The sequence below is a fragment of the Pseudomonas sp. C9D1 genome, from assembly GCF_056491235.1.
Genome location: NZ_JBSZIE010000002.1, coordinates 3,111,570 through 3,134,221, shown reverse-complemented (window position 1 = coordinate 3,134,221; position 22,652 = coordinate 3,111,570). Strand labels below are relative to the sequence as shown.

The window sequence follows — 22,652 nt, the reverse complement described above, 5'->3', positions numbered from 1 at the left end:
ATGGAAACCCTGTCTTTCGAATTCCCCGCCGGGCAACCCGCCTTTGGCCGCGCGCTGGTGGGCTGCGTCGGCTCCGGCGACCTGGAAGTGCTGCTGGAGCCCGGCCTCGCCGGCAAATTGTCGATCCAGGTGGTGACCTCGGTGAACGGCAGCGAAGCCCGCTGGCGGCACCTGTTCGAGCGCATGTTCGCCGGCCAGTCGCTGCCGGCCCTGTGCATCGACATCCACGATTTCGGCGCTACCCCCGGCGTGGTGCGCCTGCGCCTGGAGCAGGCCCTGGAGGAGGTGACCCATGACTGACAACGCACGCCTGCTGGCCACCCGCAGCTTCGTCGAACTGGGCGCCCGCCAGCGCGCCCGCGAATTGCTCGACCCGGGCTCGTTCCGCGAGCTGGTGGGGCCCTTCGAGCGGCTGGTCTCCCCCTGGTTGCCGCGCCAGGGCATCGTGCCCCAGGCCGACGACGGCGTGGTGGTGGCCAAGGGCAGCATCAATGGCCTGCCGGCGGTGATCGCCGCCATCGAGGGCGCCTTCCAGGGCGGCAGCATGGGCGAGGTGGGCGGTGCCAAGATCGCCGGCCTGCTGGAGCTGGCCGCCGAGGACAACCGCAAGGGCATTCCCACCTGCGCCGTGCTGCTGCTGGAAACCGGCGGCGTGCGCCTGCAGGAGGCCAACCTGGGCCTGGCGGCCATCGCCGAGATCCAGGCCGCCATCGTCGAGCTGCGCCAGTACCAGCCGGTGGTCGGCCTGGTGGCCGGGCCGGTGGGCTGCTTCGGTGGCATGTCCATCGCCGCCGGGCTGTGCAGCCACCTGCTGGTGACCCGCGAAGCGCGCCTGGGCCTCAACGGCCCGCAGGTGATCGAGCAGGAAGCCGGCATCGAGGAATACGACTCCCGCGACCGGCCCTTCATCTGGAGTCTTACCGGTGGCGAGCAGCGCATGGCCAGCGAGCTGGTGGATGGCTATGTCGCCGACGATATCGACGCCATCCGTGAAGCCCTCGGCGGCCTGCTGGCCAGCGACGAGCCGCCGCTGCCCCGCAGCCGCCGGCATGCCTGGTTCCTCGAACGCCTGGCGCGCCTGGGCGATGACTGCGCACAACTGGACGCCGCCGCCGTGCGCGCCCTCTACACGGGAGAACCGCAATGAGCCGTGGAATGCAGTGGCTGCACGCCCTGGCAGGCGACAGCGAACAAGCTGGCTATCCGGCTTCGGTGAAGGTCATCGATGGCGAGGTGGGCAGCCTCGCGGCGCGCTTCATCGCCGTGGTGGCGGATGCCGCCAACCCCTTCCCCCGCGCCCGCAACGGCGAGGTGGGGCTGCTGGAAGGCTGGGGCCTGGCCAAGGCCGTGGATGACGCCATCGAAGCCGACGCTGGGCGCGGCACCAAGCGCGTGCTGGTGGCGGTGGTGGACGTACCCAGCCAGGCCTACGGTCGCCGCGAGGAGGCCCTGGGCATCCACCAGGCCCTGGCCGGCGCGGTGGACGCCTATGCCCGCGCCCGTCTCGCCGGGCACCCGGTGATCGGCCTGTTGGTGGGCAAGGCCATGTCCGGCGCCTTCCTCGCTCATGGCTACCAGGCCCAGCGCCTGATCGCCCTGGACGACGCCGGGGTGATGGTCCACGCCATGGGCAAGGCCGCCGCCGCGCGCATCACCCTGCGCAGCGTCGACGATCTCGAAGCCCTCGCCGCGACCATCCCGCCCATGGCTTACGACCTCGACAACTACGCCTCCCTCGGCCTGCTCTGGGAGCGCCTGGCTGTGGATAACGTCGAGCAGCCCGCTGCCGCCGATGTCGCCCGGGTGCGCGATTGCCTGGTGCGGGCGGTGGCGGATATCGGCACCACCACCGACCTGCGCGGGCGACTCGGCGCCGAGAACCGCGCGGCCTCGGCGAAGGTGCGGGCGATGCTGCGGGCGCAGTGGTAAGGCCCTCGCACAGGAGCGGACCATGAAGGCCAATCATCCTCACGATCTTCTCTGGGGCCTCGCCCCGGAGCAGCTGCCCGCCGAGGCCCCGGCCTGGGCGCGGCAGGTGCTCGCCGCCGGCCAGCCGGTGGTGGTGCGCCGCGCCCTGTGCGAGCCGGGTCGGGTCGCCGTGGGTGTGCGTGGCGCCAGCCGCGAACAGCGCTTCGCCACGCTGATGCCCCTTGCCGCCGTCCAGCGCTGCATCAGCCCGGAACAGCTGCGCCCGCGTACAGCCGGGCATTGGCCGGCGCTGCGCGCGCTGGTGGAGGTTGCCCCCGTGCTGGAGGCCACCGGCCTCGCCTGGGGCCCCACCGGCGGCGTCGGGTTCGAGCTGGCCACCGGCGTGCCGGTGCTGCATGGCGAAAGCGACCTCGACCTGCTGCTGCGCACTCCCGAACCCTTCGAACGCCAGCGTGCCCGTGAGCTGCTGGCGCTGCTCGAACGCGCCCGCTGCCGCATCGACCTGCAACTGGCAACCCCGTTCGGCGCCATCGCCCTGCGCGAATGGGCCGGCGATTCCCGCCGCGTACTGCTCAAGTGCGCAGAGGGCGCGCGCCTTGTGGATAACCCCTGGCAGGCCCTGGAGCACGTGGCGTGAGCAGCCTCTTCGCCTTCCCCGGCCAGGGCGCGCAGCAGGTGGGCATGCTCCACCAGCTGCCACTCGAAGCACGTGCCTGCCTGGACGAGGCCAGCGCAGCGCTGGGCGAAGACGTGCTGGCGCTGGACTCGGCCGAGGCGCTGCAAGGCACCCGCGCCGTGCAGCTGTGCCTGCTGATCACCGGCGTTGCCTGCGCCCGCCTGCTGCTGAAGGAAAGCCCGGCGCCGGATTACGTGGCCGGCCTGTCCATCGGCGCCTACGGGGCGGCGGTGGTCGCCGGTGCCCTGGAATTCGCCGATGCCCTGCGCCTGGTGGCCCTGCGCGGCGAGCTGATGCAGCAGGCTTATCCACAGGGCTTCGGCATGACCGCCATCGGCGGGCTCGACCTGGGCACCCTCGAACGCCTGATCGCGGAGGCCGAAGGCCCGGTGTTCCTGGCCAATATCAACGCCGACAACCAGCAGGTGATCGCCGGCAGCGACGCCGCCATGGCCGCCGTCGCCGCGCGCGCCCGCGGCCTGGGCGCCGGCCTGGCGAAGCGCCTCGCGGTCAGCGTGCCGTCCCATTGCGCGCTGCTGGAAGCACCGGCCCGCGAGCTGGCTGCGGCCTTTGCCGAAGTACAGGTGCATCGCCCGCAGCTCGGCTACCTCAGCGGCACCACGGCGCGGCCGATCCACGACCCCGAGCGCCTGCGCGACGACCTCGCCTTCAACATGTGCCGCGTCGTCGACTGGCACGGCACCCTGCGCAACGCCTACGAACGCGTCGTGCGCCTGCACATCGAACTGCCCCCCGGTGCCGTGCTCAGCGGCCTGGCGCGGCGCGTATTCGACCAAGGTACGGTGATCGCTTTCCAGGGCACCCGCCGCGATACGCTGGACGCCCTGCTGCGTCGGGAGGTAGGTCGAACGCCCTGACCCCCCCGCGCGTTTCGAAGCACAAGAACAACAACTTCGACAGAACCGAGGACAACAACAATGATCATCTACGGTGTCGCCTTTCTCGCCCTGTGCACCCTGGCAGGCCTCCTCATCGGAGAGCTGCTGGGCAAACTGCTCGGTGTCCCCGCCAACGTCGGCGGCGTGGGCATCGCCATGCTGCTGCTGATCTTCATCGGCAGCTACCTCAACAAACGCGGCCTGATGAGCGCCAAGTCCGAACAGGGCGTGGAGTTCTGGAGCGCGGTCTACATCCCCATCGTGGTCGCCATGGCCGCCCAGCAGAACGTGCTCGGCGCGCTCTCCGGCGGGCCGATGGCGATCCTCGCCGGCGTCGCTGCGGTGGTGCTGGGTTTCGCCATGGTTCCGGTGCTGGACAGGCTCGGACAAAAGAAGCCCTCGGCGGCCCCCGCTGAGCCCCTGACCCAAGCGCAACGGTGACCGCCATGTACGAATCCATGTTGAAAGTGATCAACGGCTACGGGCTGATCAGCGGCTTCGCGGTGATCGGCGTGACCATGTGGCTGTCCTACTGGCTCTCCGACAAGCTCACCCGTGGGCGCCTGCACGGCTCGGCCATCGCCATCTTCCTCGGCTTGGTGCTGTCCTATGTGGGTGGCGTGGTCACCGGTGGGCAGAAGGGCCTGGTGGACATCTCCCTGCTGTCGGGCATCGGCCTGCTGGGGGGCGCCATGCTGCGCGACTTCGCCATCGTCGCCACGGCCTTCGGGGTGAACATCGAGGAGCTCAAGCGCGCTGGTGTTTCCGGGGTGATCTCGCTGTTCGTCGGCATCGGCACTTCCTTCGTCGCCGGTGTCGGCGTGGCCCTGGCCTTCGGCTACACGGACGTGGTCAGCCTCACCACCATCGGCGCCGGGGCGGTCACCTACATAGTCGGGCCGGTCACCGGTGCGGCCATCGGTGCCAGCTCCGAGGTGATGGCGCTGTCCATCGCCGCCGGCCTGGTGAAGGCCATCCTGGTGATGGTGGCGACGCCCTTCGTGGCGCCGCTGATCGGCCTCAACAACCCGCGCACCGCAGTGATCTTCGGCGGCCTGATGGGCACTTCCAGCGGCGTGGCCGGCGGCCTGGCGGCCACCGACCCGAAGCTGGTGCCCTATGGCTGCCTGACCGCCGCCTTCTACACCGCGCTGGGCTGTTTGATGGGCCCGTCGGTGCTGTTCTTCGCCATGCGTGGGCTGATGGGCTGAAGCCTTGTCCTACAAGCGGCGCTGGGGTCGGGCGCCGCTTTGGTTTAGCATCCCGCGTCTTTCGGGGTGCGGCGGCCCGCTGGAGCACCGCGCCGTTTTCCTCTCGCCCAGCCTGGTTGCCTCCGATGCCTTCATTGCGTGCCTGCCTGCTCATTCCCCTGCTGCTTCTACCCGCCATCGCCCAGGCCGCCGAGGTCGACGGCGCCAGCCTGAGCCTGCTCTGGGCGCTGCCGTTCGCCGGCATCCTGCTGAGCATCGCGCTGCTGCCGATCATCGCCAGTGACTTCTGGCACCACCATTTCGGCAAGATCACTGCCGGCTGGACGCTGCTGTTCCTGGTGCCCTTCGTCGCCAGCTTCGGCGCCCACGCGACGCTGGCCATGGGCGTGCACGTGCTGTTCGGCGAGTACCTGCCCTTCATCGTGCTGCTGCTGGCGCTGTTCACCATCTCCGGCGGCATCCTGGTGCAGGGCAACCTGCACGGCTCGGCCGGGCTCAACACCCGGCTGCTGGCCCTGGGCACGCTGCTGGCCTCGGTGATGGGCACCACAGGCGCGGCCATGCTGCTGATCCGCCCGCTGCTGCGCGCCAACGACAACCGCCGGCACAACGCCCATGTGGTGGTGTTCTTCATCTTCCTGGTGGCCAACGTCGGGGGCGGTCTAACACCCCTGGGCGACCCGCCGCTGTTCCTCGGCTTCCTCAAGGGCGTGGACTTCTTCTGGACCCTGAAGCACATGGCCGTACCGGTGCTGGCCATGGCGCTGCCGTTGCTGGCGATCTTCTACGTGATCGATCGCTACCTCTTCAGCCGCGAAGACGAACTGGCTCCCGCCGACCCCACCCCCGATGCGCCGCTTTATGTGCATGGGCAGTTCAACTTCCTGCTGCTGGCCGGCGTGGTCGGTGCGGTGCTGCTCTCGGGGGTGTGGAAGCCGGGCATCGGTTTCGACCTGCTGGGCACCCGTGTGGAACTGCAGAACCTGGTACGCGACGGCCTGCTGCTGGCCCTGGCGGGGCTGTCGCTGTGGCTGACCCCGCGCTGGGCACGCAAGGGCAACGAATTCAACTGGGGGCCGATAGTCGAGGTGGCCAAGCTGTTCGCCGGCATCTTCATCACCCTCACCCCGCTGATCGCCATCCTTCGCGCCGGCCGCGACGGGCACCTGGCAGCGGTGGTCGCCGCCGTTACCGGTGCCGATGGCCAACCGCTGGACACCATGTATTTCTGGATGACCGGGGTGCTGTCCAGCTTCCTCGACAACGCACCCACCTACCTGGTGTTCTTCAACCTCGCCTCCGGCGACGCTCAGGTGATGATGGAGCAGTTGCCACAGACCCTGCTGGCGATCTCCATGAGCTCGGTGTTCATGGGCGCCATGACCTACGTCGGCAACGCGCCGAACTTCATGGTCAAGGCCATCGCCGAGCAGCGCGGCGTGAAGATGCCGAGCTTCTTCGGCTACCTGCTCTGGTCCTGCGCCGTGCTGCTGCCGCTGCTGGCGGTGCTGCAGTGGGTGATGCTCTAAGGGGGCGCTCGGCGTTCCTGGGCTGAAGCCCGGGCTACGTCTCTGGCGCCGCCTTCAACCCCCGCGCGCCAGGCTGTACATCCGGCATTCGGCGAGCAGCGCCAGCAGGTTCGGGTCGCGCTCCTTGGCCTTGAGGAAGACCACGCCTATGTGCTGCTGCAGGCGGTAGCGCGCCTGCAGCGGGATGAGCTTCACGCGGTTCTCGTACACCGCGGCGATGCGCCCCGGCAGCAGGGCGTAGCCCACCCCGGAGCTGACCATGCTGAGCAGGGTGAAGATGTCGTTCACCTGCATCGCCACCTTCGGCTCGAAGCCCGCCTGCTGGAACACCCGGCCGCCGTCGCGGTGGGTGGCGAAGCCCTGGGTCAGGGTGATGAAGGTGGAGTCGGCCAGGTCCGCCAGGTCCACCTCGGGCTGGCCGGCGAAGGGCGAGTCGGTGGGCACGGCGAGGAAGATGTCGTCGGAGAACAGCGGCAGCTGCTCGCAATCGCCATCGCTCACGCCCTCGTCGAGGGACACCAGAATGGCGTCCAGCTCCATGTTCTTCAGCTTGTAGAAAAGATCGACGTTGGAGCCGAGGATCAGGTCGATGTTCAGCTCGCTGCGCCGCAGCTTCAGGCCCATGATCAACTGCGGCACCGTCTTCACCGTCAGCGAATAGAGCGAGCCGAGCTTGAAGCGCTCGGCCGAGAAGCCTGCCGCTTCACGGGTCAGGCGCACCGTCTCGAGCACGTCCTGCACCAGCTTCTGCGCACGCTCCTCCAGCACGAAGGCGCTCTCCAGCGGTGTCAGGTTGCGCCCCTCGTGCTTGAACAGCGGGCAGCGCAGGGCGCTCTCCAGGGAGTGGATGGCGCGGTGCACGCTGACGTTGCTGGTGTTCAGCTCGGCCGCTGCGCGGGAGAGGTTGCCGCTACGCATGAAGGCGAGAAAGGTCTGCAGCTTCTTCAGGGTGAGTTCGTCGTCGATCTGCATGGCACCGCGTCCCGGTCCGGGTGATTGAGCGAAGCCCTCATCCTACAAGTTCGCGCCCGCGAACCCGATGGGACCTTTAGTGAATAAGCTAATAATGCATAAGTAAATAAATTCTTATTCCTTAACAGATATATGGGCAGCCCCTAGACTCCTCCTCGTCGAAACATTGCAAGGAGGGCTCGCCATGCGCAGCCAGGCCATTCGTTACCTGATCCTGCCGGGATGGCAGGGCTCGCCAGACGAGCATTGGCAGAGCCATTGGCAACGCACCCTGCCCAACGCCAGCCGCGTCGAGCAGGCCGATTGGGACCTGCCCGAGCGGGACGCCTGGGTCGCGGCGCTGGAGCGCGCCATCGATGCCGAGCGCACGCCGGTGATCCTCATCGCCCACAGCCTCGGTTGCGTCACCGTCGCCCACTGGGCCCGGCAGGCCGACCCGGACGTGCTGCGCCGGGTACGCGGTGCACTGCTGGTGGCGCCGGCCGACGTCGAGCGCCCCGGCTGCCCCGAACCGCTGCAGGGCTTCGCCCCGATTCCCCGGGCCTCGCTGCCGTTCCCCACGCTGCTGGTGGGCTCGGACAACGACCACGCCGCCAGCACCCCGCGTGCGCTGGAGTTGGCGCGCCAGTGGGGCGCCGAGCCGGCCATCCTCGCCGGTGCCGGGCATATCAACGTGAAGTCCGGCCACCATCTCTGGGAGCAGGGGTTCGCCTACCTCTACCGGCTGCAGGGTCGCATCGAGCAACTGACCCGCAAGCGCGCCTGAGCACCTGCCCAGGATCGGCTGCGCGCCGGAACAACGGCGTTGAAAACTTGCCCATTTGCAGCTCGTGAACTTCGCGCCCTCAGCTGTTTTCGCCTTGTTCTTCTCCAGCTCGCTCGATCCCGAACAGGTTCATTTTTCAATGTGACGCCAGGGCCCGCTGCTTCGCAGCCAGGGCCCGGCGGGAGATTTCGTTCATGACCCAGGAACATACCGGCCAGCCCCTGCTGAGCTTCGCCGATGCCGACCGCAGCCCCCTGAGCATCCGCGCCCGCGCGCTGGTGTTCGTCGACGCCCGCTCGCGGCGCCTGCGCGAGGAGGTTGAGCAACTGGCACCGGCCGCTGTGCCGGTGCTGATCCAGGGCGAGACCGGCACCGGCAAGGAGTTGCTGGCGCGGCAGATCCACAAGGGCAGCGAACGCCCGGGGCTGTTCGTGGCGGTGAGCTGCAGCGCCATCAGCAAGGTCTACGCCGAGGCCGAACTCTTCGGCCACGCCCCGGGTGCCCATGCGGGCTCGGCCAGCAGCCGCGCCGGCTGGTTCGGCTCGGCCAACGGCGGCACCCTCTACCTCGACGAGATCGGCGACCTGCCGCTGCCCCTGCAGGCCAAGCTGCTGGCGGCCCTGGAAAGCCGCGAGGTGGCCCGCGTCGGCGCTGCCCAGCCGACCCCGGTGGACGCCCGCCTGGTGGCCGCCACCAGCATCGACCTGGCCAAGGCGGTGGCCGCCGGCAAGTTCAACGAGCGCCTGTACCAGTACCTGGATGAAGGCCGCGTCGAGCTGCCGCCGCTGCGCGAGCGCCCGGACGACATCCTGCCCCTGGCCGAATACTTCCTCGGCATCTACGCCCAGCGCCTGGACCTGCCGCTGCCCTTGATCAGCACCGCCGCCCAGGCCGCGCTGGAGAGCTACCCCTGGCCGGGCAACACCCGCGAGCTGGAGAACAGCGTGCACTTCGCGCTGCTGGTGAGCGACGGCGACGAGGTGCTGCCGCAGCACCTCAACCTGCCGCCCGCGCCGAGTTATGCACAGCTCGCGCTGCAGCTGCGCCAGCTGGCCGCCAACGATGTGGATAACCTGCGGCAGCTGTTCGCCGAGGTGCTGGCGGGGTAAAGCGGTGGATCGACACCCCGGAGGCAGGCCCTAGCCGTGCAGGTGGAACAGCTTGTGCACGATGCGCCAGCGGTCGTCGATCTTCAGCAGCGAGAGGTAATCGGTGAAGTCCAGGCCGGCGTAGACGTCGGTGACCTTGGCCAGGGCGGTGTCGCCGGTGAGGTCCAGGGACCCCAGACGCCACACCGGCGCTTCGCCCTCGGCCACCACCGGGCCCCTGGCCTGCAGGCCGGCGATGAAGGCTTCCGGCGAGAGCCACTGCAGGTCCGGGCCGAAGTGCCCGACGATGCGGCTGTCGGGGTGGAAGGCGCTGCGCAACAGCGTCGCGTCCGCCCGCACCATGCCTTCCACGTAATCCCGTACCACCGCCTCGATGGCCTGGCGTTCCGCTTCCATGTCCGTGCTCCTGTCGCGTGGGAAAGGCCAGAGCCTAGCCCGCCCGGACCGATACCGCAGCTCCCGATGTTCCGTACCGCGAACCCTCCCAACCGCCATAACGCCCATCGCCCCGATGCGCGGCGCGGCTCGGGGCTGGCCGGTGGATCGGAGACGCGCGACCCACCCTACGGGCGCTTCATCTCACGGGGCCTGGGTCAATGGATCTGCCCGGCCGCCTGGAGGCGCTCGCGGGTGGCGCGCAGGCGCGGCAGGGGCAGGCATACCAGCAGGGTGGCGACCAGCACGCCCACGCCCATCAGCGGCAGGTTGGCCAGGCCCATCCCGGTGCTCAGCCACAGGCCGCCGACGAAGGCGCCGCTGGCGTTGCCGAGGTTGAAGGCCGCGTGGCTGAGGGTGGCGGCGAGGCTGGCGGATTCGCCGGCCTGTTCCACCAGCAGCAGTTGCAGCGGCGAGGAGATGGCGAAGCTCGCCACGCCCCAGAGGAACAGGCAGGCCAGGGCCAGCACCGGCACCTGGGCGAAGACGAACAGGCCCAGCAGGCACAGGGTGCTCACCGCGAAGGCGCCAGGCAGGGCGAAGCGGAAGCCCTTGTCCGCCAGGCGGCCGCCCAGCAGGTTGCCGAGGGTCAGGCCGATGCCGAACAACAGCAGGGCGAAGTTGGCGTGCTCGGGGCTGAAGCCGGAAACATCACGCAGCAGCGGGCTGATGTAGGTGAACACGCCGAACAGCGCCACCGACGACAGGCTGCACACCCCCAGCGCATGCAGCACCGGCCGGCGGAAGATGCCGTCCCAGGCACCGGCGGCGCTGGGTTGTGGCTTGGCGGTGGCCGGCAGCCAGAGGAACTGCGCCAGCAGGGTGAGGAAGCCCAGGCCCGCCACCACCATGAAGGTCACCCGCCAGCTGGTGGCCTGGCCCAGCCAGGCGCCGGCCGGCACCCCGAGGACGTTGGCGATGGTCAGCCCGCTGAGCACCAGCGCCATGGCCGAGGCACGGCGATGGGGCGGTGCCAGTTCGGCGGCCAGCAGGGTGGCGCAGCCGAAGAAGCCGGCGTGGCTGAAGGCGGTGAACATGCGCGCGGCCATCAGCCATTCGTAGTTCGGTGCCAGGGCGCAGCCGAGGTTGCCCAGGGCGTAGGCGCCCATCAGCCAGAGCAGGGCCTGGCGGCGCGGCAGGCGGCCCAGCAGCGGGCCGAGCAGGGGCGCGCCGATGACCACGCCCATGGCATAGGCGCTGACCAGCAGGCCGGCGTCGGAGAGGCTCACGGAGAGGTCCTGGGCCACTTCGGGCAGCAGGCCCATGATGATGAATTCGCTGCTGCCGACGACGAAGCCGCCAAGGGCCAGTGCCAGCAGCGGCAGGGAGAGGAGGGTGCCTGGATTCATGGTGTTTCCGGTGGTGGGGCGTTTTGCGAGGGGCGCGGATTCTACGCGCTTTCCCTTGCAATGACCTGACAGTCGAGCAGGTTCAGGCGTTCCAACTCGCCCTCCAGCGGCAGCACCCCGAGGGCCTGTAGCACGCGGGTGGCGGCGCGCTCGCCGATCTCCAGGGCCGGCGGGCGGATGGTGGTCAGGCTGGGCAGCAGCATCTCGGCGAAGGGGTAGTCGCCGAAGCCCATCACCGCGCAATCCCCCGGCAGGTCCAGGCCCGCCCGTTGCGCGGCGAGCAGGCCACCGGCGGCGAGGTTGTCGTTGGCGAAGATGATCGCGTCCGGCTGCGGCGAGCGCTTCATCAGCGCCTCCATGGCCTGCTTGCCGGCCTCGAAGGGCGCCAGGCCGCTGCTGGGCACGAAAACCCAGGGCTCGAGGTCGGCCTCGCGCAGGGTGTCGGCATAACCGTCGCGGCGGTCCAGGGCGCTGAAGTCGCCGGCGGCGCTGTTCTGCACGAAGGCGATGCGCCGGTGGCCCTTGTCCAGCAGGTAGCGGGTGGCGGCGACGCCCACGTCGCGATGGAGGAAACCCACCTGCATGGGCGCGCGCTCGGGCTGGTAGTCCCAGACCTCGACCACCGGGATGTCCGCCTCGGCGAGCATCTTCTCGGTGCCGGGGCTATGGAAGTGGCTGGTCACCACCAGGGCCGCCGGCGACCAGCCGAGGAAGGCGCGCACGGCGCTCTCTTCCTGTTCCTCGGAGAAGTAGCTGGAGGCCAGCAGCAGCTGGTAGCCGTGGCGCGCCAGGGTGTCGCTGAAGCCCTGGATGGTGTTGGCGAAGATCGGCCCCGAGATGTTGGGGATGACCATGCCGACGATGCGCCCGCGCGCCGAGGCGAGCCCGCCGGCCACTAGGTTGGGCACGTAGCCCAGCTCGGCCACCGCCGCTTCGATGCGCCCGCGCAGCTCCTCGGAGACCTGCTCCGGCTGGTTGAAGTAGCGCGACACGGTAATGGCGGAAACGCCGACGCGCTCGGCCACGGCGCTGAGGGTGACGCGTCCTGCGCCTCGGCGCTTGCGGGGGCTGCTCATGAATTGTTCATCCTGAAAGGCATATAAAAGTAATTTTTAATTATTTGACGATCTATTAGCGTCGCTCTGATACTGGCGATGTTAGCGCTAACAAATACCGGCTGTCTGCCTTTTTGCTGCCACTCGCACGAGCGAGACCAGACCGCGACAGCCCACAAGGAGCCTGCAAGCAGCAGGCGCGTCTGGTCTCCGCAGGGCAGTGAAACGAGCATGAGCATCCATAACCATCCGGCCGCACCGCGCGGTCTTCGCAACACCCACGGCGGGCGCCGCAGCCCGCTGGCCATCGGCATCCTCCTGGCGGCGCTGGGGAGCGCCGCCGGGGCCGCCGAGAAAACCACCGGCGCCACCGAGGACGGCCAGAAGGCCGCGCCGACCCTGAACACCGTGACCGTCACCGCCACCCGCCGCGAAGAGACGCTGCAGAAGGTGCCGGTGGCCGTCTCGGTGGTGGAGGGCGAGCAGCTGGAGCGCGACAACCGCAACGGCGTCTCCAGCATCGTCAGCCAGGTGCCGACCCTGAACTTCCGCGCCGGCGCCTCGAACAAGGACACCTCGCTGTTCATCCGCGGCGTGGGCACCATCTCCACCTCGCCGGGCGTCGAGCCCACCGTCGCCACCGTGGTCGACGGCGTGGTCTACGGCCGTCCCGGCCAGGCCACCCTGGACCTGCTCGACCTGGAGCGCATCGAAGTGCTGCGCGGCCCCCAGGGCACCCTGTTCGGCAAGAACGCCTCGGCCGGCGTGCTCAACATCGTCAGCAAGGAGGCGCCGGAAGAGACCCACGGCTACGTCGACTACTCGCACTTCGGCGGCGGCAACGAGAACCGCCTGCGCTTCGGCATCGGCGGGCGCCTCAGTGACAGCCTCAAGGGCTCGCTGACCACCTTGCTGGGTGGCTACGACGGCAATGTCGAGAACGTGCACAACGGCCATGACGTCAACGGCTACGACCACAAGGGCGCGCGCGGCAAGCTGGAGTTCGAGCCCAACGAGGACTTCCGCTTCACCCTGATCGCCGACTACATGAAGAGCCGCGACGACATCGCCGCCGGCCCCATCACCAAGGTCACCAACGCCGGTTTCGCCAGCGCCCTGCTACCGGTCACCGCCGACAGCGATTCGCGCAAGCTGAACAACGACCAGCGCACCTATGTCGACGACGTCAACCAGGGCCTGTCCGGCCAGTTCGACTGGCAGCTGGGCGACTACACCCTGACCTCCATCAGCGCCTGGCGCGGCTGGGAGAACACCCAGTTCCAGGACGGCGACCGCCTGGCGACCCTGCCGGTGGCGGCCTCCCACGACAAGGGCGAGGTGGATTACAACCAGTACTCCCAGGAGCTGCGCCTGGCCTCGCCCAAGGGCGAGTTCCTCGAATACGTCGCCGGTGCCTACGTCATGCACAGCAAGGCGGAGGAAACCTATCGCCGCCTGTCCATCACCGGTTCGGTGCCCAACACCGGTCGCGCCGACTACAGCGTGACCGGCGACAGCTACTCGCTGTTCGGCGAGAGCACCCTGAACTTCACCCAGGACCTGCGCGGCATCTTCGGCCTGCGCTGGACCCACGACGCGCTGGAATACGACCACCGCCGGGTTTCCACCTCGCCCACCGCCGTGGCCGGCGTGCAGCCTTCCACCGCCAGCAGCGGCTCGGTGGACGAGGACGGCTGGTCCGGCCGCATCGGCCTGCAGTACGACCTCAGCGACGCCGTCACCGCCTACGCCACCTACTCCCGTGGCTACAAGGGGCCGGCCTACAACGTGTTCTTCAACATGCAGCCCCGTGACACCGGCGCGCTCAAGCCGGAGACCTCCGACTCCTACGAACTGGGCCTCAAGGCCAGCGCCCTGGACGGCCGCGCCACCGCCAACCTGGCGGTGTTCCACACCGACTACGACGACTACCAGGCCAACTTCCCCGACCTGGTCGCCGGTACCGTGGTCACCCGCCTGATCAACGCCGGCGCGGTGAAGACCCAGGGCGTCGAGCTGGACTACGCCTTCCAGGCCACCCGCCAGCTCAAGCTCTCCGGCGCGGTTGCCTACACCAAGGCGCGCATCGACAGCTTCCAGTGCCCGCCGGGCGCCGCCTCCAGCTGCAACGTCGACGGCTCGCCGCTGCCCTTCAGCCCGGACTGGAAGAGCTACGTGCGCGCCGACTACGTGATCCCGCTGGACAACGGCCTGGATATCGAACTGGCCACCGACTACAGCTGGCAGGACAAGGTGCAGTACAGCCTCGACCAGAACCCCGACACCATCCAGGGCGCCTACGGCATCTGGAACGCCAGCATCGCCCTTGCCGACTACAACCAGGGCTGGCGCGTCGCGCTGCTCGGCAAGAACCTCGCCGACAAGTCCTATTCGCCGCTGCTCGCCACCGGTACCGGCTACGTCTACCGCGTGGTGCCGCGCGATGACGAGCGCTACTTCGGCGTGCAGCTGCGCAAGGACTTCTGACCCCAAACCGCCTTGTGTGAACGGACTGCCGAGGCTCGCCCAGACGGGCCCGGCAGGACCTCCACGACATCACCAGGGAAAACCGACATGACCGCATCGCAACGCACACTCAGACTGGGCGCATTCCTCATGGCCACCGGGCACCACGTCGCCGCCTGGCGCCACCCGGACGTGCCCGCCGACACCCTCGATTTCGCCCAGTACAAGCACCTGGCGCGCATCGCCGAGGCGGCGAAGTTCGACGCCCTGTTCGTCGCCGACAGCGTCGCCGCGCCCACCGGCGAAATCGCCACCCAGATGGCCCGTTCCACCTACTTCGAACCGCTGACCCTGCTCAGCGCCCTGGCCGCCGTCACCGAACGCATCGGCCTGGTGAGCACCGTCACCACCAGCTACAACGAGCCGTACCACGTGGCGCGCAAGTTCGCCTCGCTGGACCATATCTCCGGGGGCCGTTCGGGCTGGAACCTGGTGACCTCCGACGCCGCCGCCGAGGCGCTCAACTTCAACCGCGACGCCCACCTGGGCCACGCCGAGCGCTACGCCCGCGCCCGGGAATTCCACCAGGTGGTCACCGGCCTGTGGGACAGCTGGGAAGACGATGCCTTCCTCCGCGACAAGGCCAGCGGCCAGTACTACGACCCGGCCAAGCTGCACGTGCTCGACCATCAGGGCGAGCATTTCCGCGTACAGGGCCCGCTCAACGTCGCCCGCTCGCCCCAGGGCCGGCCGGTGGTGGTGCAGGCCGGCTCCTCGGAGACCGGTCGCGAACTGGCCGCCGAGACCGCCGACGTGGTGTTCACCGCGCAAACCTCCCTGGCCAAGGCCCAGGCCTTCTACGCCGACCTCAAGGGGCGCCTGGCGAAGTTCGGTCGCCACGAGGACGACCTGAAGATCATGCCCGGCGCCTTCGTTGTGGTCGGTGCCAGCGAGGCCGAGGCGAAGGAGAGGCTCGAGCAGTTCCAAGAGCTCGTGGACCCCCGCGTCGGCGTCGCCCTGCTGGGTCGCATGCTCGGCAACTTCGACCTCTCCGAATACGCGCTGGACGGCCCGTTGCCCGAGCTGCCGCTGACCCAGGACGGCCAGCAGAGCCGGCAGAAGCTGCTCACCGAACTCGCCGGGCAGGAGAACCTCACCCTGGCCCAACTGGGCCGGCGCATCGCCGGGGGGCGTGGCCACCACAGCCTGATCGGCACCCCGGCGCAGATCGCCGACGAGCTGCAGGCCTGGTTCGAAGGGCGCGGCGCCGATGGCTTCAACGTGCTGGTGCCGCACCTGCCCGCCGGGCTCGAGGACTTCGCCACCCAGGTGGTGCCCGAGCTGCAGCGCCGCGGCCTGTTCCGCACCGAGTACGAGGGCAGCACCCTGCGTGAGCACCTCGGCCTGGCGCGGCCGGCGAATCGCTTCGCACGCCCTGCGTGAACAGTCACCGGGGCCCGCACACGCGTGGCCCCGCCAACCTCAAGTGAGACCCCTATGACCTATATCGCCGCCCCCGACCGCTACGAACGCATCCCCTATCGCCGCGTCGGCCGCAGCGGGCTGGTGCTGCCGGCCCTGTCCCTGGGCCTGTGGCACAACTTCGGCGACGCCACGCCCATCGACACCCAGCGCGCGCTGTTGCGCACCGCCTTCGACCTGGGCATCACCCACTTCGACCTGGCCAACAACTACGGGCCGCCCTATGGCAGCGCCGAGATCAATTTCGGTCGCCTGCTGCAGGAAGATTTCCGCGCCCACCGCGACGAGCTGGTGATCTCCACCAAGGCCGGCTGGGACATGTGGCCCGGCCCCTACGGCCAGGGTGGCAGCTCGCGCAAATACCTGCTCTCCAGCCTCGACCAGAGCCTGGCGCGCCTGGGCCTGGACTATGTGGATATCTTCTACTCCCACCGCTTCGACCCGGACACGCCCCTGGAGGAAACCGCCGGCGCCCTGGCCAGCGCGGTGCAGCAGGGCAAGGCGCTGTACGTGGGCATTTCCTCCTACTCGGCGGGCAAGACCCGCGAGCTCGCCGCGCTGCTGCGCGAATGGAAGGTGCCGCTGCTGATCCACCAGCCGGCCTACAACCTGCTCAACCGCTGGGTGGAGAAGGACCTGCTGGCCACCACCGAGGAACTCGGCACCGGCGTCATCGTCTTCACCCCGCTGGCCCAAGGGCTGCTCACCGGCAAGTACCTCGGCGGCGTGCCGGAGGATGCGCGGGTCAACCGCCCCGGCGGCGCCTCGCTGCGCCCGGAGCACCTGTCCGAGGCCAACATCGCCCGGGTGCGTGCGCTCAACGAGATCGCCCAGCGCCGTGGCCAGAGCCTGGCCCAGTTGGCCCTGGCCTGGACCCTGCGCGACGCGCGGGTGACCTCGGCACTGATCGGCGCCAGCCGCCCGGAGCAGATCGTCGAGAACGTCGCCGCCCTCGACAACCTCGCCTTCAGCGCCGAGGAGTTGGCGGAGATCGATCGCCACGCCGTGGAAGGCGGCATCAACCTCTGGGAAAAACCCTCCACCGACTGGCAGGACTGACCATGCAACGACTTCGACTGGGCGCCGCGTTGCTGGCGCTGCTGGCCCTGGCACAAGGCGCCCTGGCCGACCCCGCGACCCTGCGCATCGGTTACCAGAAAGGCTCCGCCAGCCTGGTGCTGGCCAAGGAGCACGGCCTGCTGGAGCAGCGTTTTCCCGGCACCCGCGTGCAATGGATCGAGTTCCCCGCCGGCCCGCAGATGCTCGAGGCGCTCAATGTCGGCAGCCTGGATGTGGGCTCCACCGGCGACATCCCGCCGATCTTCGCCCAGGCCGCTGGCGCCGACCTGCTCTACGTCGGCGCCGAGCCGCCCAAGCCCCAGGCCGAGGTGATCCTGGTGCCCGAGGGCAGCCCGATCCACTCGGTGGCCGAGCTCAAGGGGCGCAAGGTGGCGTTCCAGAAAGGCTCCAGCGCCCACAACCTGCTGCTGCGGGCGCTCAAGGCGGCGGGCCTGTCCATGGCCGATATCCAGCCGCTGTTCCTCACCCCGGCCGACGCCCGTGCCGCCTTCGAGCAGGGCAGCGTGGATGCCTGGGCGATCTGGGACCCCTTCTACTCGGCGATGGAGCTGGAAGGCCACGCGCGCCTGCTGGCCAACGGCGAGGGGCTGGGGCTGACCGGGCCCTTCTACCTGGCCGCGCGCGATTACGCCGAGGGCGACCCGGCCTTCATCCACGCGCTGCTGGACGAACTCACCAGCGCCGAAGCCCTGACCCGCGACGACCGCGAGGCGAGCATCGCCCTGCTGGCGAAGTTCATGGGCCTGGCCCCGGCGGTGATCGAACGCAGCTTCCAGCACCGCCCGGCCTCGCCCATCGGCCCAGTCACCGACGAAATCGCCGCCGCCCAGCAGCGCACCGCCGACCTGTTTCTGGAGAACCGGTTGTTACCCAGGCGGGTGGATATCGGCCGCGCGGTGTGGCGGCCGTAGGGGGGCGAGGTCTGTGATGGGTTTCGCTGCGCTCTACACCATCCTACGGGTGGTTACGGATTGCCGGTGGCTGATCGGTGTGTAGGGTGGATGACGCTCTTTTCATCCACCAAGCGATGCCGCAGGGAACGGGCTTTCTGGTGGGAGCGAATTCATTCGCGAAAGGCCCGAAGGGCCGCTTTTTCCTGCCAGCACGGTGCCGTGAAAAGGCGGGAGCGCGTTGCGCTCCATCGCGAATGAATTCGCTCCCACAGGGTTTCGCCTGCGAAGGTGAGAATCACCCCACCAGGAACTTGGCGAGGAATTGCCGGGTGCGTTCTTCCTTCGGGGCGCTGAACAGGGTCTTGGCGTCGCCCTGTTCGACGATCACGCCCTTGTCGATGAAGATCGCGCGGTTGGCCACGTCGCGGGCGAAGCTCATCTCGTGGGTGACGATGACCATGGTGCGCTTCTCCTCGGCCAGGCCGCGAATGGTCGCCAGCACCTCGCCCACCAGCTCGGGGTCGAGGGCGGAGGTGGGTTCGTCGAAGAGGATCACGTCGGGCTCCATGGCCAGGGCGCGGGCGATGGCCACCCGTTGCTGCTGGCCGCCGGAGAGGCGCTTGGGGTAGGCGTCTTCCTTGCCCGCCAGGCCGACCTTGGCCAGCAGGGCGCGGGCCCGTTCGGTGGCGCGCTCGCGGGGTTCCTTCTTCACCACCACCGGGCCTTCGGTGATGTTCTCCAGCGCGGTGCGGTGGGGGAACAGGTTGAAGTTCTGGAACACGAAGCCCACGTGCTGGCGCAGCCGGCGGATCAGCGCCTGCTGGGGCTTCAGCGGCTTGCTGGCGTCGATCTCGATGTCACCTACGCGGATGCTGCCGCCGCTGGGTTCTTCCAGCAGGTTGAGGCAGCGCAGCAGGGTGGTCTTGCCCGAGCCGCTGGGGCCGATGATGGCCACCACCTCGCCCGGCTCGATGGTCAGGTCGATGCCCTTGAGCACCACCTGCTCCTTGAAGGACTTGGTCAGGTTACGGACGGTGATCATCAGGTGTCCTGTTCATGGCGGTTGACCCGCGCTTCGAGGCGGCTCTGGAAGTGCGACAGCACGCTGGCGAGTACCCAGTAGATCAGCGCGGCGGCCAGGTACATGGTGAAGATCTCGAAGGTGCGCGCGGTGATCAGCTGCGCCTGGCGGAACAGCTCCGGCACCTGGATGGTGGCGGCCAGCGCGGTGTCCTTGACCAGGGAGATGAAGCTGTTGCCCAGCGGCGGCAGGGCGGTGCGCGCGGCCTGCGGGAGGATGGCGCGGACCAGCGCCTGGCTGCGGCTCATGCCGATGCTGGCGGCGGCTTCCCACTGCCCGCGATCGATGGAGGCGATGGCGGCGCGGAGGATCTCCGAGGTGTAGGCGGCCATGTTCAGCGAGAAGCCGATCAGTGCGGCGGGCAGCGGGTCGAGCTGGATGCCCAGCTGCGGCAGGCCGTAATAGATCATGAACAGCTGGACCAGCAGCGGGGTGCCGCGGAAGAACGATACGTAGATGCGCGAGGCCCAGCGCAGGGGGGCGAAGCCGTAGAGGCGGGCGAGCGCGAGGAGGAAGCCCAGCAGCAGTCCGAAGAACATGCCGCCGAGGCTCAGTACCACCGTGTAGACCGCACCCTTGAGAAGGAAGGGGGCGGAGTCCAGCGCCAGTTGCAGGCTGGTTTCTATCATTGGGTCACGTCAGCCTTGAACCATTTCTCGGAGATCGCCTTGAGGGTGCCGTCGGCCTTCAGCTTGGCGATGGCCTTGTCGATGGCGGCGAGCAGTTCCGGGTCACCCTTGCGCAGGGCGATGCCGGACTCCTGGCGGGAGAAGGGTGCGCCGGCCACGGCCAGGCGGCCACCGGTCTTCTCGACCATTTCGAAGGCGGCCAGGCGGTCCACCAGGATGGCGTCGATGCGGCCGACGTTGAGGTCCTGGAACTTGGTGGGGTCGTCGTCGTAGGTGCGGATATCGGCCTTCGGCGCGTTTTCCTTCAGCCACTGCTCGTAGTTGGTGCCCAGGCCGACACCGACCTTCTTGCCGGCGAGGTCGGCGGCGCTCTTGATGCTGTCTTCGTTGCCCTTGCGCACCAGCGCCTGGATGCCGGAGACGGTGTAGGGGGTGGAGAAGTCGTACTTCTTCTTGCGCTCGTCGGAGATGGTCACCTGGTTGATCACCAGGTCCAGGCGCTTGGATTCCAGGGCGGCGAGGATGCCGTCCCACTTGCTCGGCTGGAAGTCGACCTTCACGCCCAGCTCCTTGGCCAGGGCTTCGGCGAACTCGACTTCGAAGCCGGTGAGCTTGCCGCTCTCGTCCTGGAAGTTGAAGGGCGGGTAGGTGCCTTCCAGGCCGACCTTGACCGAGCCCTTGTCCTTGATCTGCTGCAGCAGTTCACCGGCCACGGCGCTGTTGCCGATGAAGCTGGCGCCGAGGGCCAGGCCCAGGGTGCCGATGAGGAATTGACGACGCAGGGTTGCGAATTTCATGGGTGAGCCTCACGAGACAGGTGGCGAAAGTGTGGCAATTCTGGGGATGTCGCTTTATTCAATAAAATAATAATAAGTTTGGATTGTCGGCATTGTGGGAATAAGCAGCACTCAGGCTCCCATCCCTTGCGCAGGGTGGTAGGCGAACAGCGCGGGCGAGCCGCCGGTGTGCAGGAAGTTCACCGGGCCATTCCCCTCGAAGGCGCCGTTTTCCAGGCCATCGAGCAGACCGGCGAAGGCCTTGCCAGTGTAGACGGGATCGAGCAGCAGCCCTTCGCTGGAGGCGACCTGGCGGATGGCGGCGAGGGTGCCGGCATTGGGCTCGCCGTAGCGCGGGGCGAAGTACTGGTCCCACAGCTCCACGCGCAGGGCCGCGGGCAGCGGAGCGCCCAGCAGGTCGGCGGTGCGTTGCAGCAGGCCTTCCACCTTGGGCCGCTGGGTGGCATCGGGGCGCGACACCGTGACGCCCACCACCCGGGTGCCGGGCAGGGCGTGTTCCAGGGCCAGGGCGAGGCCGGCGTGGGTGCCGGCGCTGCCGGAGGCCAGCACCACGGCGGCGCCCTGCAGGCCGGCCGCCTTGATCTGTTCGGCCAGCTCCAGGCCGGCGCGCACGTAGCCCAGGGCACCCAGGGCGTTGGAGCCACCGATGGGCACCACGTAGGGGGTACGGCCAGCGGCGCGCAGGCGCTCGGCGGCCTCGGCCAGCAGCTGGTCGGCGGTGTCGAGGTTGGGCACCAGTTGCACCTCGGTGCCGAACAGGTCCAGCAGCAGGCGGTTGCCGTTCTCCAGGTAGTTGCGGTCGGCGGTGCCGATGGGGTTTTCCAGCAGGGCCACGCAGCCCAGGCCCAGGCGCGCGGCGAGGGCGGCGGTCTGGCGCACGTGGTTGGACTGGATGGCGCCGGCGGTGACCAGCACGTCCGCGCCCTGGGCCAACGCATCCTGGGCCAGGTATTCGAGCTTGCGCACCTTGTTGCCGCCGAGGGCGAAGGGGGTGATGTCGTCGCGCTTGACCCAGATGTCGCGGCCGACCCGGCGCGAGAGGTGTTCGAGCTTCTCCAGCGGGGTGGGCGCGGTGACCAGTTCGAGGCGGGGGAAGCGGGCGAGGGCGGCGGCGATCATGGCGGGACTTCGTGTTACGGGGGATGGGGCAACACTCTAGTGAGCGACGGCTTTGAGAGCAATTCTCAGAGGCGACATCCAGTGCGTGCGCAGGCGACCGGCTGGCTCTGATGAAGCCTGTTTTTATGGAATATGAAAATAATAAAACGGTATTTGTTGGTTATAAGAATTCACCGTAGTGTCGCTTCCAACCCGGCTACACCCAGACCGGGAAACCGACACATCGCTCGCGGCTGATGATCCAGCCGGAGCCTGCCAACACCAAGGACCACCATGAAGAAGACCCTGCTCCTCACCGCCCTGGCCGCCGCCCTTTCCGCCTCCCTGGCCAGCGCCGCCGAGAAACTCACCGTCGCCGCCACCCCGGTGCCCCATGCCGAGATCCTCGAACTGATCAAGCCGCAGCTGGCGAAGGAAGGCGTGGATCTGGAAGTGAAGGTCTTCACCGATTACGTGCAGCCCAACCTGCAGGTGGACCAGAAGCACCTGGACGCCAATTACTTCCAGACCAAGCCCTACCTGGACAACTTCAACAGCGGCAAGGGCACCCACCTGGTTATCGTCAAGGGCGTGCACGTCGAGCCCTTCGGCGGTTACTCCAGCAAGTACAAATCCCTGAAGGAACTGCCGGACGGCGCCACCATCGCCATCCCCAACGAAGGCAGCAACAGCGGCCGTGCCCTGCTCCTGCTGCAGAAATCCGGCCTGCTGAAACTCAAGGACCCGAGCAACGCCCTGGCGACCCCGAAGGACATCGCCGAGAACCCGCACAACTTCAAGTTCAAGGAACTGGAAGCGGCCCTGCTGCCGCGCGTGCTGGACCAGGTCGACCTGGCCCTGATCAACACCAACTACGCGCTGGAAGCCAAGCTCAACCCGTCCAAGGACGCGCTGGTGCTGGAAGACCGCACCTCGCCCTACGTGAACTACCTGGTCGCCCGCCCGGACAACAAGGACAGCGACGCCATCCAGAAACTCTCCGCCGCGCTGACCAGCCCGGAAGTCAAAGCCTTCATCGAGAAGAAGTACTCCGGCGCGGTAGTCCCGGCCTTCTGATCGACCCCAGAGCCACGATGGTGTGGGCACCGCCTGTGCCCACGCCTCTCCTCACGCCGACGAGTCTCGACTATCGTCGGCGTTCTTTTTTGTGGTGGGCGACAGGCCTGTGGGAGCGG

Annotated in this window: 23 protein-coding genes; 15 read left to right on the top strand and 8 right to left on the bottom strand. The window is 68.4% G+C overall.

What is annotated here, in order from left to right:
* From ACXI0U_RS22570 to ACXI0U_RS22535, 8 genes are all read left to right on the top strand, one after another.
* Positions 1-300 (top strand): malonate decarboxylase subunit delta, encoded by a 300-nt coding sequence (locus ACXI0U_RS22570; protein WP_111263021.1) that lies wholly within the window; start codon positions 1-3, stop codon positions 298-300.
* A complete protein-coding gene (locus tag ACXI0U_RS22565) occupies positions 293-1,147 on the top strand; it encodes a biotin-independent malonate decarboxylase subunit beta (protein ID WP_184489813.1) in 855 nt (284 codons plus the stop codon). The genes ACXI0U_RS22570 and ACXI0U_RS22565 overlap by 8 nt, the downstream gene beginning before the upstream one ends.
* Positions 1,144-1,929, top strand: a complete 786-nt coding sequence (gene mdcE, locus ACXI0U_RS22560; RefSeq protein ID WP_479550845.1) for a biotin-independent malonate decarboxylase subunit gamma — start codon at positions 1,144-1,146, stop codon at positions 1,927-1,929. The genes ACXI0U_RS22565 and mdcE overlap by 4 nt, the downstream gene beginning before the upstream one ends.
* Before the next feature lie 22 nt (positions 1,930-1,951).
* The gene (locus ACXI0U_RS22555) at positions 1,952-2,566 is read left to right on the top strand and encodes a malonate decarboxylase holo-ACP synthase (RefSeq protein ID WP_479550844.1); all 615 of its coding nucleotides are present in this window, start codon (positions 1,952-1,954) and stop codon (positions 2,564-2,566) included.
* Positions 2,563-3,483: a malonate decarboxylase subunit epsilon gene (gene mdcH, locus ACXI0U_RS22550; RefSeq protein ID WP_479550843.1), complete on the top strand. Its 921-nt coding sequence runs from the start codon at positions 2,563-2,565 to the stop codon at positions 3,481-3,483. The genes ACXI0U_RS22555 and mdcH overlap by 4 nt, the downstream gene beginning before the upstream one ends.
* Positions 3,484-3,543: 60 nt before the next feature.
* Entirely contained in the window at positions 3,544-3,945 is a 402-nt protein-coding gene (gene madL, locus ACXI0U_RS22545) for a malonate transporter subunit MadL (RefSeq protein ID WP_043246646.1), read from the top strand.
* A gap of 5 nt (positions 3,946-3,950) precedes the next feature.
* Positions 3,951-4,715, top strand: a complete 765-nt coding sequence (gene madM / locus ACXI0U_RS22540) for a malonate transporter subunit MadM (protein ID WP_021217719.1) — start codon at positions 3,951-3,953, stop codon at positions 4,713-4,715.
* 125 nt (positions 4,716-4,840) lie between these two features.
* Entirely contained in the window at positions 4,841-6,244 is a 1,404-nt protein-coding gene (locus ACXI0U_RS22535; RefSeq protein WP_031287138.1) for a sodium:proton antiporter, read from the top strand.
* 54 nt (positions 6,245-6,298) lie between these two features.
* On the opposite strand, the gene ACXI0U_RS22530 is transcribed toward ACXI0U_RS22535, so the two are convergent.
* A complete protein-coding gene (locus tag ACXI0U_RS22530; RefSeq protein WP_021221766.1) occupies positions 6,299-7,216 on the bottom strand; it encodes a LysR family transcriptional regulator in 918 nt (305 codons plus the stop codon).
* A 184-nt stretch (positions 7,217-7,400) separates the two neighbouring features.
* On the opposite strand from ACXI0U_RS22530, the gene ACXI0U_RS22525 reads away from it, so the two are divergent.
* Positions 7,401-7,982, top strand: coding sequence for an RBBP9/YdeN family alpha/beta hydrolase (locus tag ACXI0U_RS22525; protein ID WP_316924444.1), 582 nt, complete (start codon positions 7,401-7,403; stop codon positions 7,980-7,982).
* A gap of 194 nt (positions 7,983-8,176) precedes the next feature.
* The gene (locus tag ACXI0U_RS22520; protein ID WP_479550842.1) at positions 8,177-9,091 is read left to right on the top strand and encodes a sigma 54-interacting transcriptional regulator; all 915 of its coding nucleotides are present in this window, start codon (positions 8,177-8,179) and stop codon (positions 9,089-9,091) included.
* A 30-nt stretch (positions 9,092-9,121) separates the two neighbouring features.
* Here the strand turns inward: ACXI0U_RS22520 and ACXI0U_RS22515 are convergent, their stop codons facing one another.
* From ACXI0U_RS22515 to ACXI0U_RS22505, 3 genes are all read right to left on the bottom strand, one after another.
* Complete coding sequence (locus tag ACXI0U_RS22515) at positions 9,122-9,487, bottom strand: nuclear transport factor 2 family protein (protein ID WP_479550841.1); 366 nt, start codon at positions 9,485-9,487, stop codon at positions 9,122-9,124.
* 197 nt (positions 9,488-9,684) lie between these two features.
* Positions 9,685-10,875: an MFS transporter gene (locus tag ACXI0U_RS22510; protein WP_479550840.1), complete on the bottom strand. Its 1,191-nt coding sequence runs from the start codon at positions 10,873-10,875 to the stop codon at positions 9,685-9,687.
* A gap of 41 nt (positions 10,876-10,916) precedes the next feature.
* A complete protein-coding gene (locus ACXI0U_RS22505; RefSeq protein ID WP_479550839.1) occupies positions 10,917-11,951 on the bottom strand; it encodes a LacI family DNA-binding transcriptional regulator in 1,035 nt (344 codons plus the stop codon).
* A gap of 216 nt (positions 11,952-12,167) precedes the next feature.
* Here ACXI0U_RS22505 and ACXI0U_RS22500 point away from each other — a divergent pair, with 216 nt between their 5' ends.
* The 4 genes from ACXI0U_RS22500 (at position 12,168) to ACXI0U_RS22485 (ending at position 17,869) form a co-directional block, all read left to right on the top strand.
* Positions 12,168-14,417: a TonB-dependent receptor gene (locus ACXI0U_RS22500; protein WP_479551113.1), complete on the top strand. Its 2,250-nt coding sequence runs from the start codon at positions 12,168-12,170 to the stop codon at positions 14,415-14,417.
* A gap of 87 nt (positions 14,418-14,504) precedes the next feature.
* Positions 14,505-15,839 (top strand): LLM class flavin-dependent oxidoreductase, encoded by a 1,335-nt coding sequence (locus ACXI0U_RS22495; RefSeq protein WP_479550838.1) that lies wholly within the window; start codon positions 14,505-14,507, stop codon positions 15,837-15,839.
* Positions 15,840-15,893: 54 nt separating this feature from the next.
* The gene (mgrA, locus tag ACXI0U_RS22490) at positions 15,894-16,937 is read left to right on the top strand and encodes an L-glyceraldehyde 3-phosphate reductase (protein ID WP_479550837.1); all 1,044 of its coding nucleotides are present in this window, start codon (positions 15,894-15,896) and stop codon (positions 16,935-16,937) included.
* A gap of 2 nt (positions 16,938-16,939) precedes the next feature.
* Entirely contained in the window at positions 16,940-17,869 is a 930-nt protein-coding gene (locus ACXI0U_RS22485; RefSeq protein WP_479550836.1) for an aliphatic sulfonate ABC transporter substrate-binding protein, read from the top strand.
* Between the two features lie 277 nt (positions 17,870-18,146).
* Here ACXI0U_RS22485 and tcyN read toward each other — a convergent pair whose 3' ends face one another.
* The 4 genes from tcyN to ACXI0U_RS22465 all read right to left on the bottom strand — a co-directional run bounded on the left by tcyN (position 18,147) and on the right by ACXI0U_RS22465 (position 21,477).
* Complete coding sequence (gene tcyN / locus ACXI0U_RS22480; protein ID WP_021221756.1) at positions 18,147-18,893, bottom strand: L-cystine ABC transporter ATP-binding protein TcyN; 747 nt, start codon at positions 18,891-18,893, stop codon at positions 18,147-18,149.
* Positions 18,893-19,561: a cystine ABC transporter permease gene (gene tcyL, locus ACXI0U_RS22475; RefSeq protein WP_021221755.1), complete on the bottom strand. Its 669-nt coding sequence runs from the start codon at positions 19,559-19,561 to the stop codon at positions 18,893-18,895. The genes tcyN and tcyL overlap by 1 nt, the downstream gene beginning before the upstream one ends.
* Positions 19,558-20,358, bottom strand: a complete 801-nt coding sequence (gene tcyJ, locus ACXI0U_RS22470; RefSeq protein WP_021221754.1) for a cystine ABC transporter substrate-binding protein — start codon at positions 20,356-20,358, stop codon at positions 19,558-19,560. Before tcyJ ends, tcyL begins: the two co-directional genes overlap by 4 nt.
* 111 nt (positions 20,359-20,469) lie before the next feature.
* Complete coding sequence (locus ACXI0U_RS22465) at positions 20,470-21,477, bottom strand: D-cysteine desulfhydrase (protein WP_479550835.1); 1,008 nt, start codon at positions 21,475-21,477, stop codon at positions 20,470-20,472.
* Between the two features lie 273 nt (positions 21,478-21,750).
* On the opposite strand from ACXI0U_RS22465, the gene ACXI0U_RS22460 reads away from it, so the two are divergent.
* Positions 21,751-22,533 (top strand): MetQ/NlpA family ABC transporter substrate-binding protein, encoded by a 783-nt coding sequence (locus ACXI0U_RS22460; RefSeq protein ID WP_021221752.1) that lies wholly within the window; start codon positions 21,751-21,753, stop codon positions 22,531-22,533.
* Positions 22,534-22,652: the final 119 nt, after the last annotated feature.

What these genes read in the sequence shown, in the direction of transcription:
- ACXI0U_RS22570 (WP_111263021.1), top strand. Translation starts at nt 1, where the DNA reads ATGGAAACCCTGTCTTTCGAATTCCCCGCCGGGCAACCCGCCTTTGGC.
- ACXI0U_RS22565 (WP_184489813.1), top strand. Translation starts at nt 293, where the DNA reads ATGACTGACAACGCACGCCTGCTGGCCACCCGCAGCTTCGTCGAACTG.
- mdcE (WP_479550845.1), top strand. Translation starts at nt 1,144, where the DNA reads ATGAGCCGTGGAATGCAGTGGCTGCACGCCCTGGCAGGCGACAGCGAA.
- ACXI0U_RS22555 (WP_479550844.1), top strand. Translation starts at nt 1,952, where the DNA reads ATGAAGGCCAATCATCCTCACGATCTTCTCTGGGGCCTCGCCCCGGAG.
- madL (WP_043246646.1), top strand. Translation starts at nt 3,544, where the DNA reads ATGATCATCTACGGTGTCGCCTTTCTCGCCCTGTGCACCCTGGCAGGC.
- madM (WP_021217719.1), top strand. Translation starts at nt 3,951, where the DNA reads ATGTACGAATCCATGTTGAAAGTGATCAACGGCTACGGGCTGATCAGC.
- ACXI0U_RS22535 (WP_031287138.1), top strand. Translation starts at nt 4,841, where the DNA reads ATGCCTTCATTGCGTGCCTGCCTGCTCATTCCCCTGCTGCTTCTACCC.
- ACXI0U_RS22530 (WP_021221766.1), bottom strand. Translation starts at nt 7,216, where the DNA reads ATGCAGATCGACGACGAACTCACCCTGAAGAAGCTGCAGACCTTTCTC.
- ACXI0U_RS22525 (WP_316924444.1), top strand. Translation starts at nt 7,401, where the DNA reads ATGCGCAGCCAGGCCATTCGTTACCTGATCCTGCCGGGATGGCAGGGC.
- ACXI0U_RS22520 (WP_479550842.1), top strand. Translation starts at nt 8,177, where the DNA reads ATGACCCAGGAACATACCGGCCAGCCCCTGCTGAGCTTCGCCGATGCC.
- ACXI0U_RS22515 (WP_479550841.1), bottom strand. Translation starts at nt 9,487, where the DNA reads ATGGAAGCGGAACGCCAGGCCATCGAGGCGGTGGTACGGGATTACGTG.
- ACXI0U_RS22510 (WP_479550840.1), bottom strand. Translation starts at nt 10,875, where the DNA reads ATGAATCCAGGCACCCTCCTCTCCCTGCCGCTGCTGGCACTGGCCCTT.
- ACXI0U_RS22505 (WP_479550839.1), bottom strand. Translation starts at nt 11,951, where the DNA reads ATGAGCAGCCCCCGCAAGCGCCGAGGCGCAGGACGCGTCACCCTCAGC.
- ACXI0U_RS22495 (WP_479550838.1), top strand. Translation starts at nt 14,505, where the DNA reads ATGACCGCATCGCAACGCACACTCAGACTGGGCGCATTCCTCATGGCC.
- mgrA (WP_479550837.1), top strand. Translation starts at nt 15,894, where the DNA reads ATGACCTATATCGCCGCCCCCGACCGCTACGAACGCATCCCCTATCGC.
- ACXI0U_RS22485 (WP_479550836.1), top strand. Translation starts at nt 16,940, where the DNA reads ATGCAACGACTTCGACTGGGCGCCGCGTTGCTGGCGCTGCTGGCCCTG.
- tcyN (WP_021221756.1), bottom strand. Translation starts at nt 18,893, where the DNA reads ATGATCACCGTCCGTAACCTGACCAAGTCCTTCAAGGAGCAGGTGGTG.
- tcyL (WP_021221755.1), bottom strand. Translation starts at nt 19,561, where the DNA reads ATGATAGAAACCAGCCTGCAACTGGCGCTGGACTCCGCCCCCTTCCTT.
- tcyJ (WP_021221754.1), bottom strand. Translation starts at nt 20,358, where the DNA reads ATGAAATTCGCAACCCTGCGTCGTCAATTCCTCATCGGCACCCTGGGC.
- ACXI0U_RS22465 (WP_479550835.1), bottom strand. Translation starts at nt 21,477, where the DNA reads ATGATCGCCGCCGCCCTCGCCCGCTTCCCCCGCCTCGAACTGGTCACC.
- ACXI0U_RS22460 (WP_021221752.1), top strand. Translation starts at nt 21,751, where the DNA reads ATGAAGAAGACCCTGCTCCTCACCGCCCTGGCCGCCGCCCTTTCCGCC.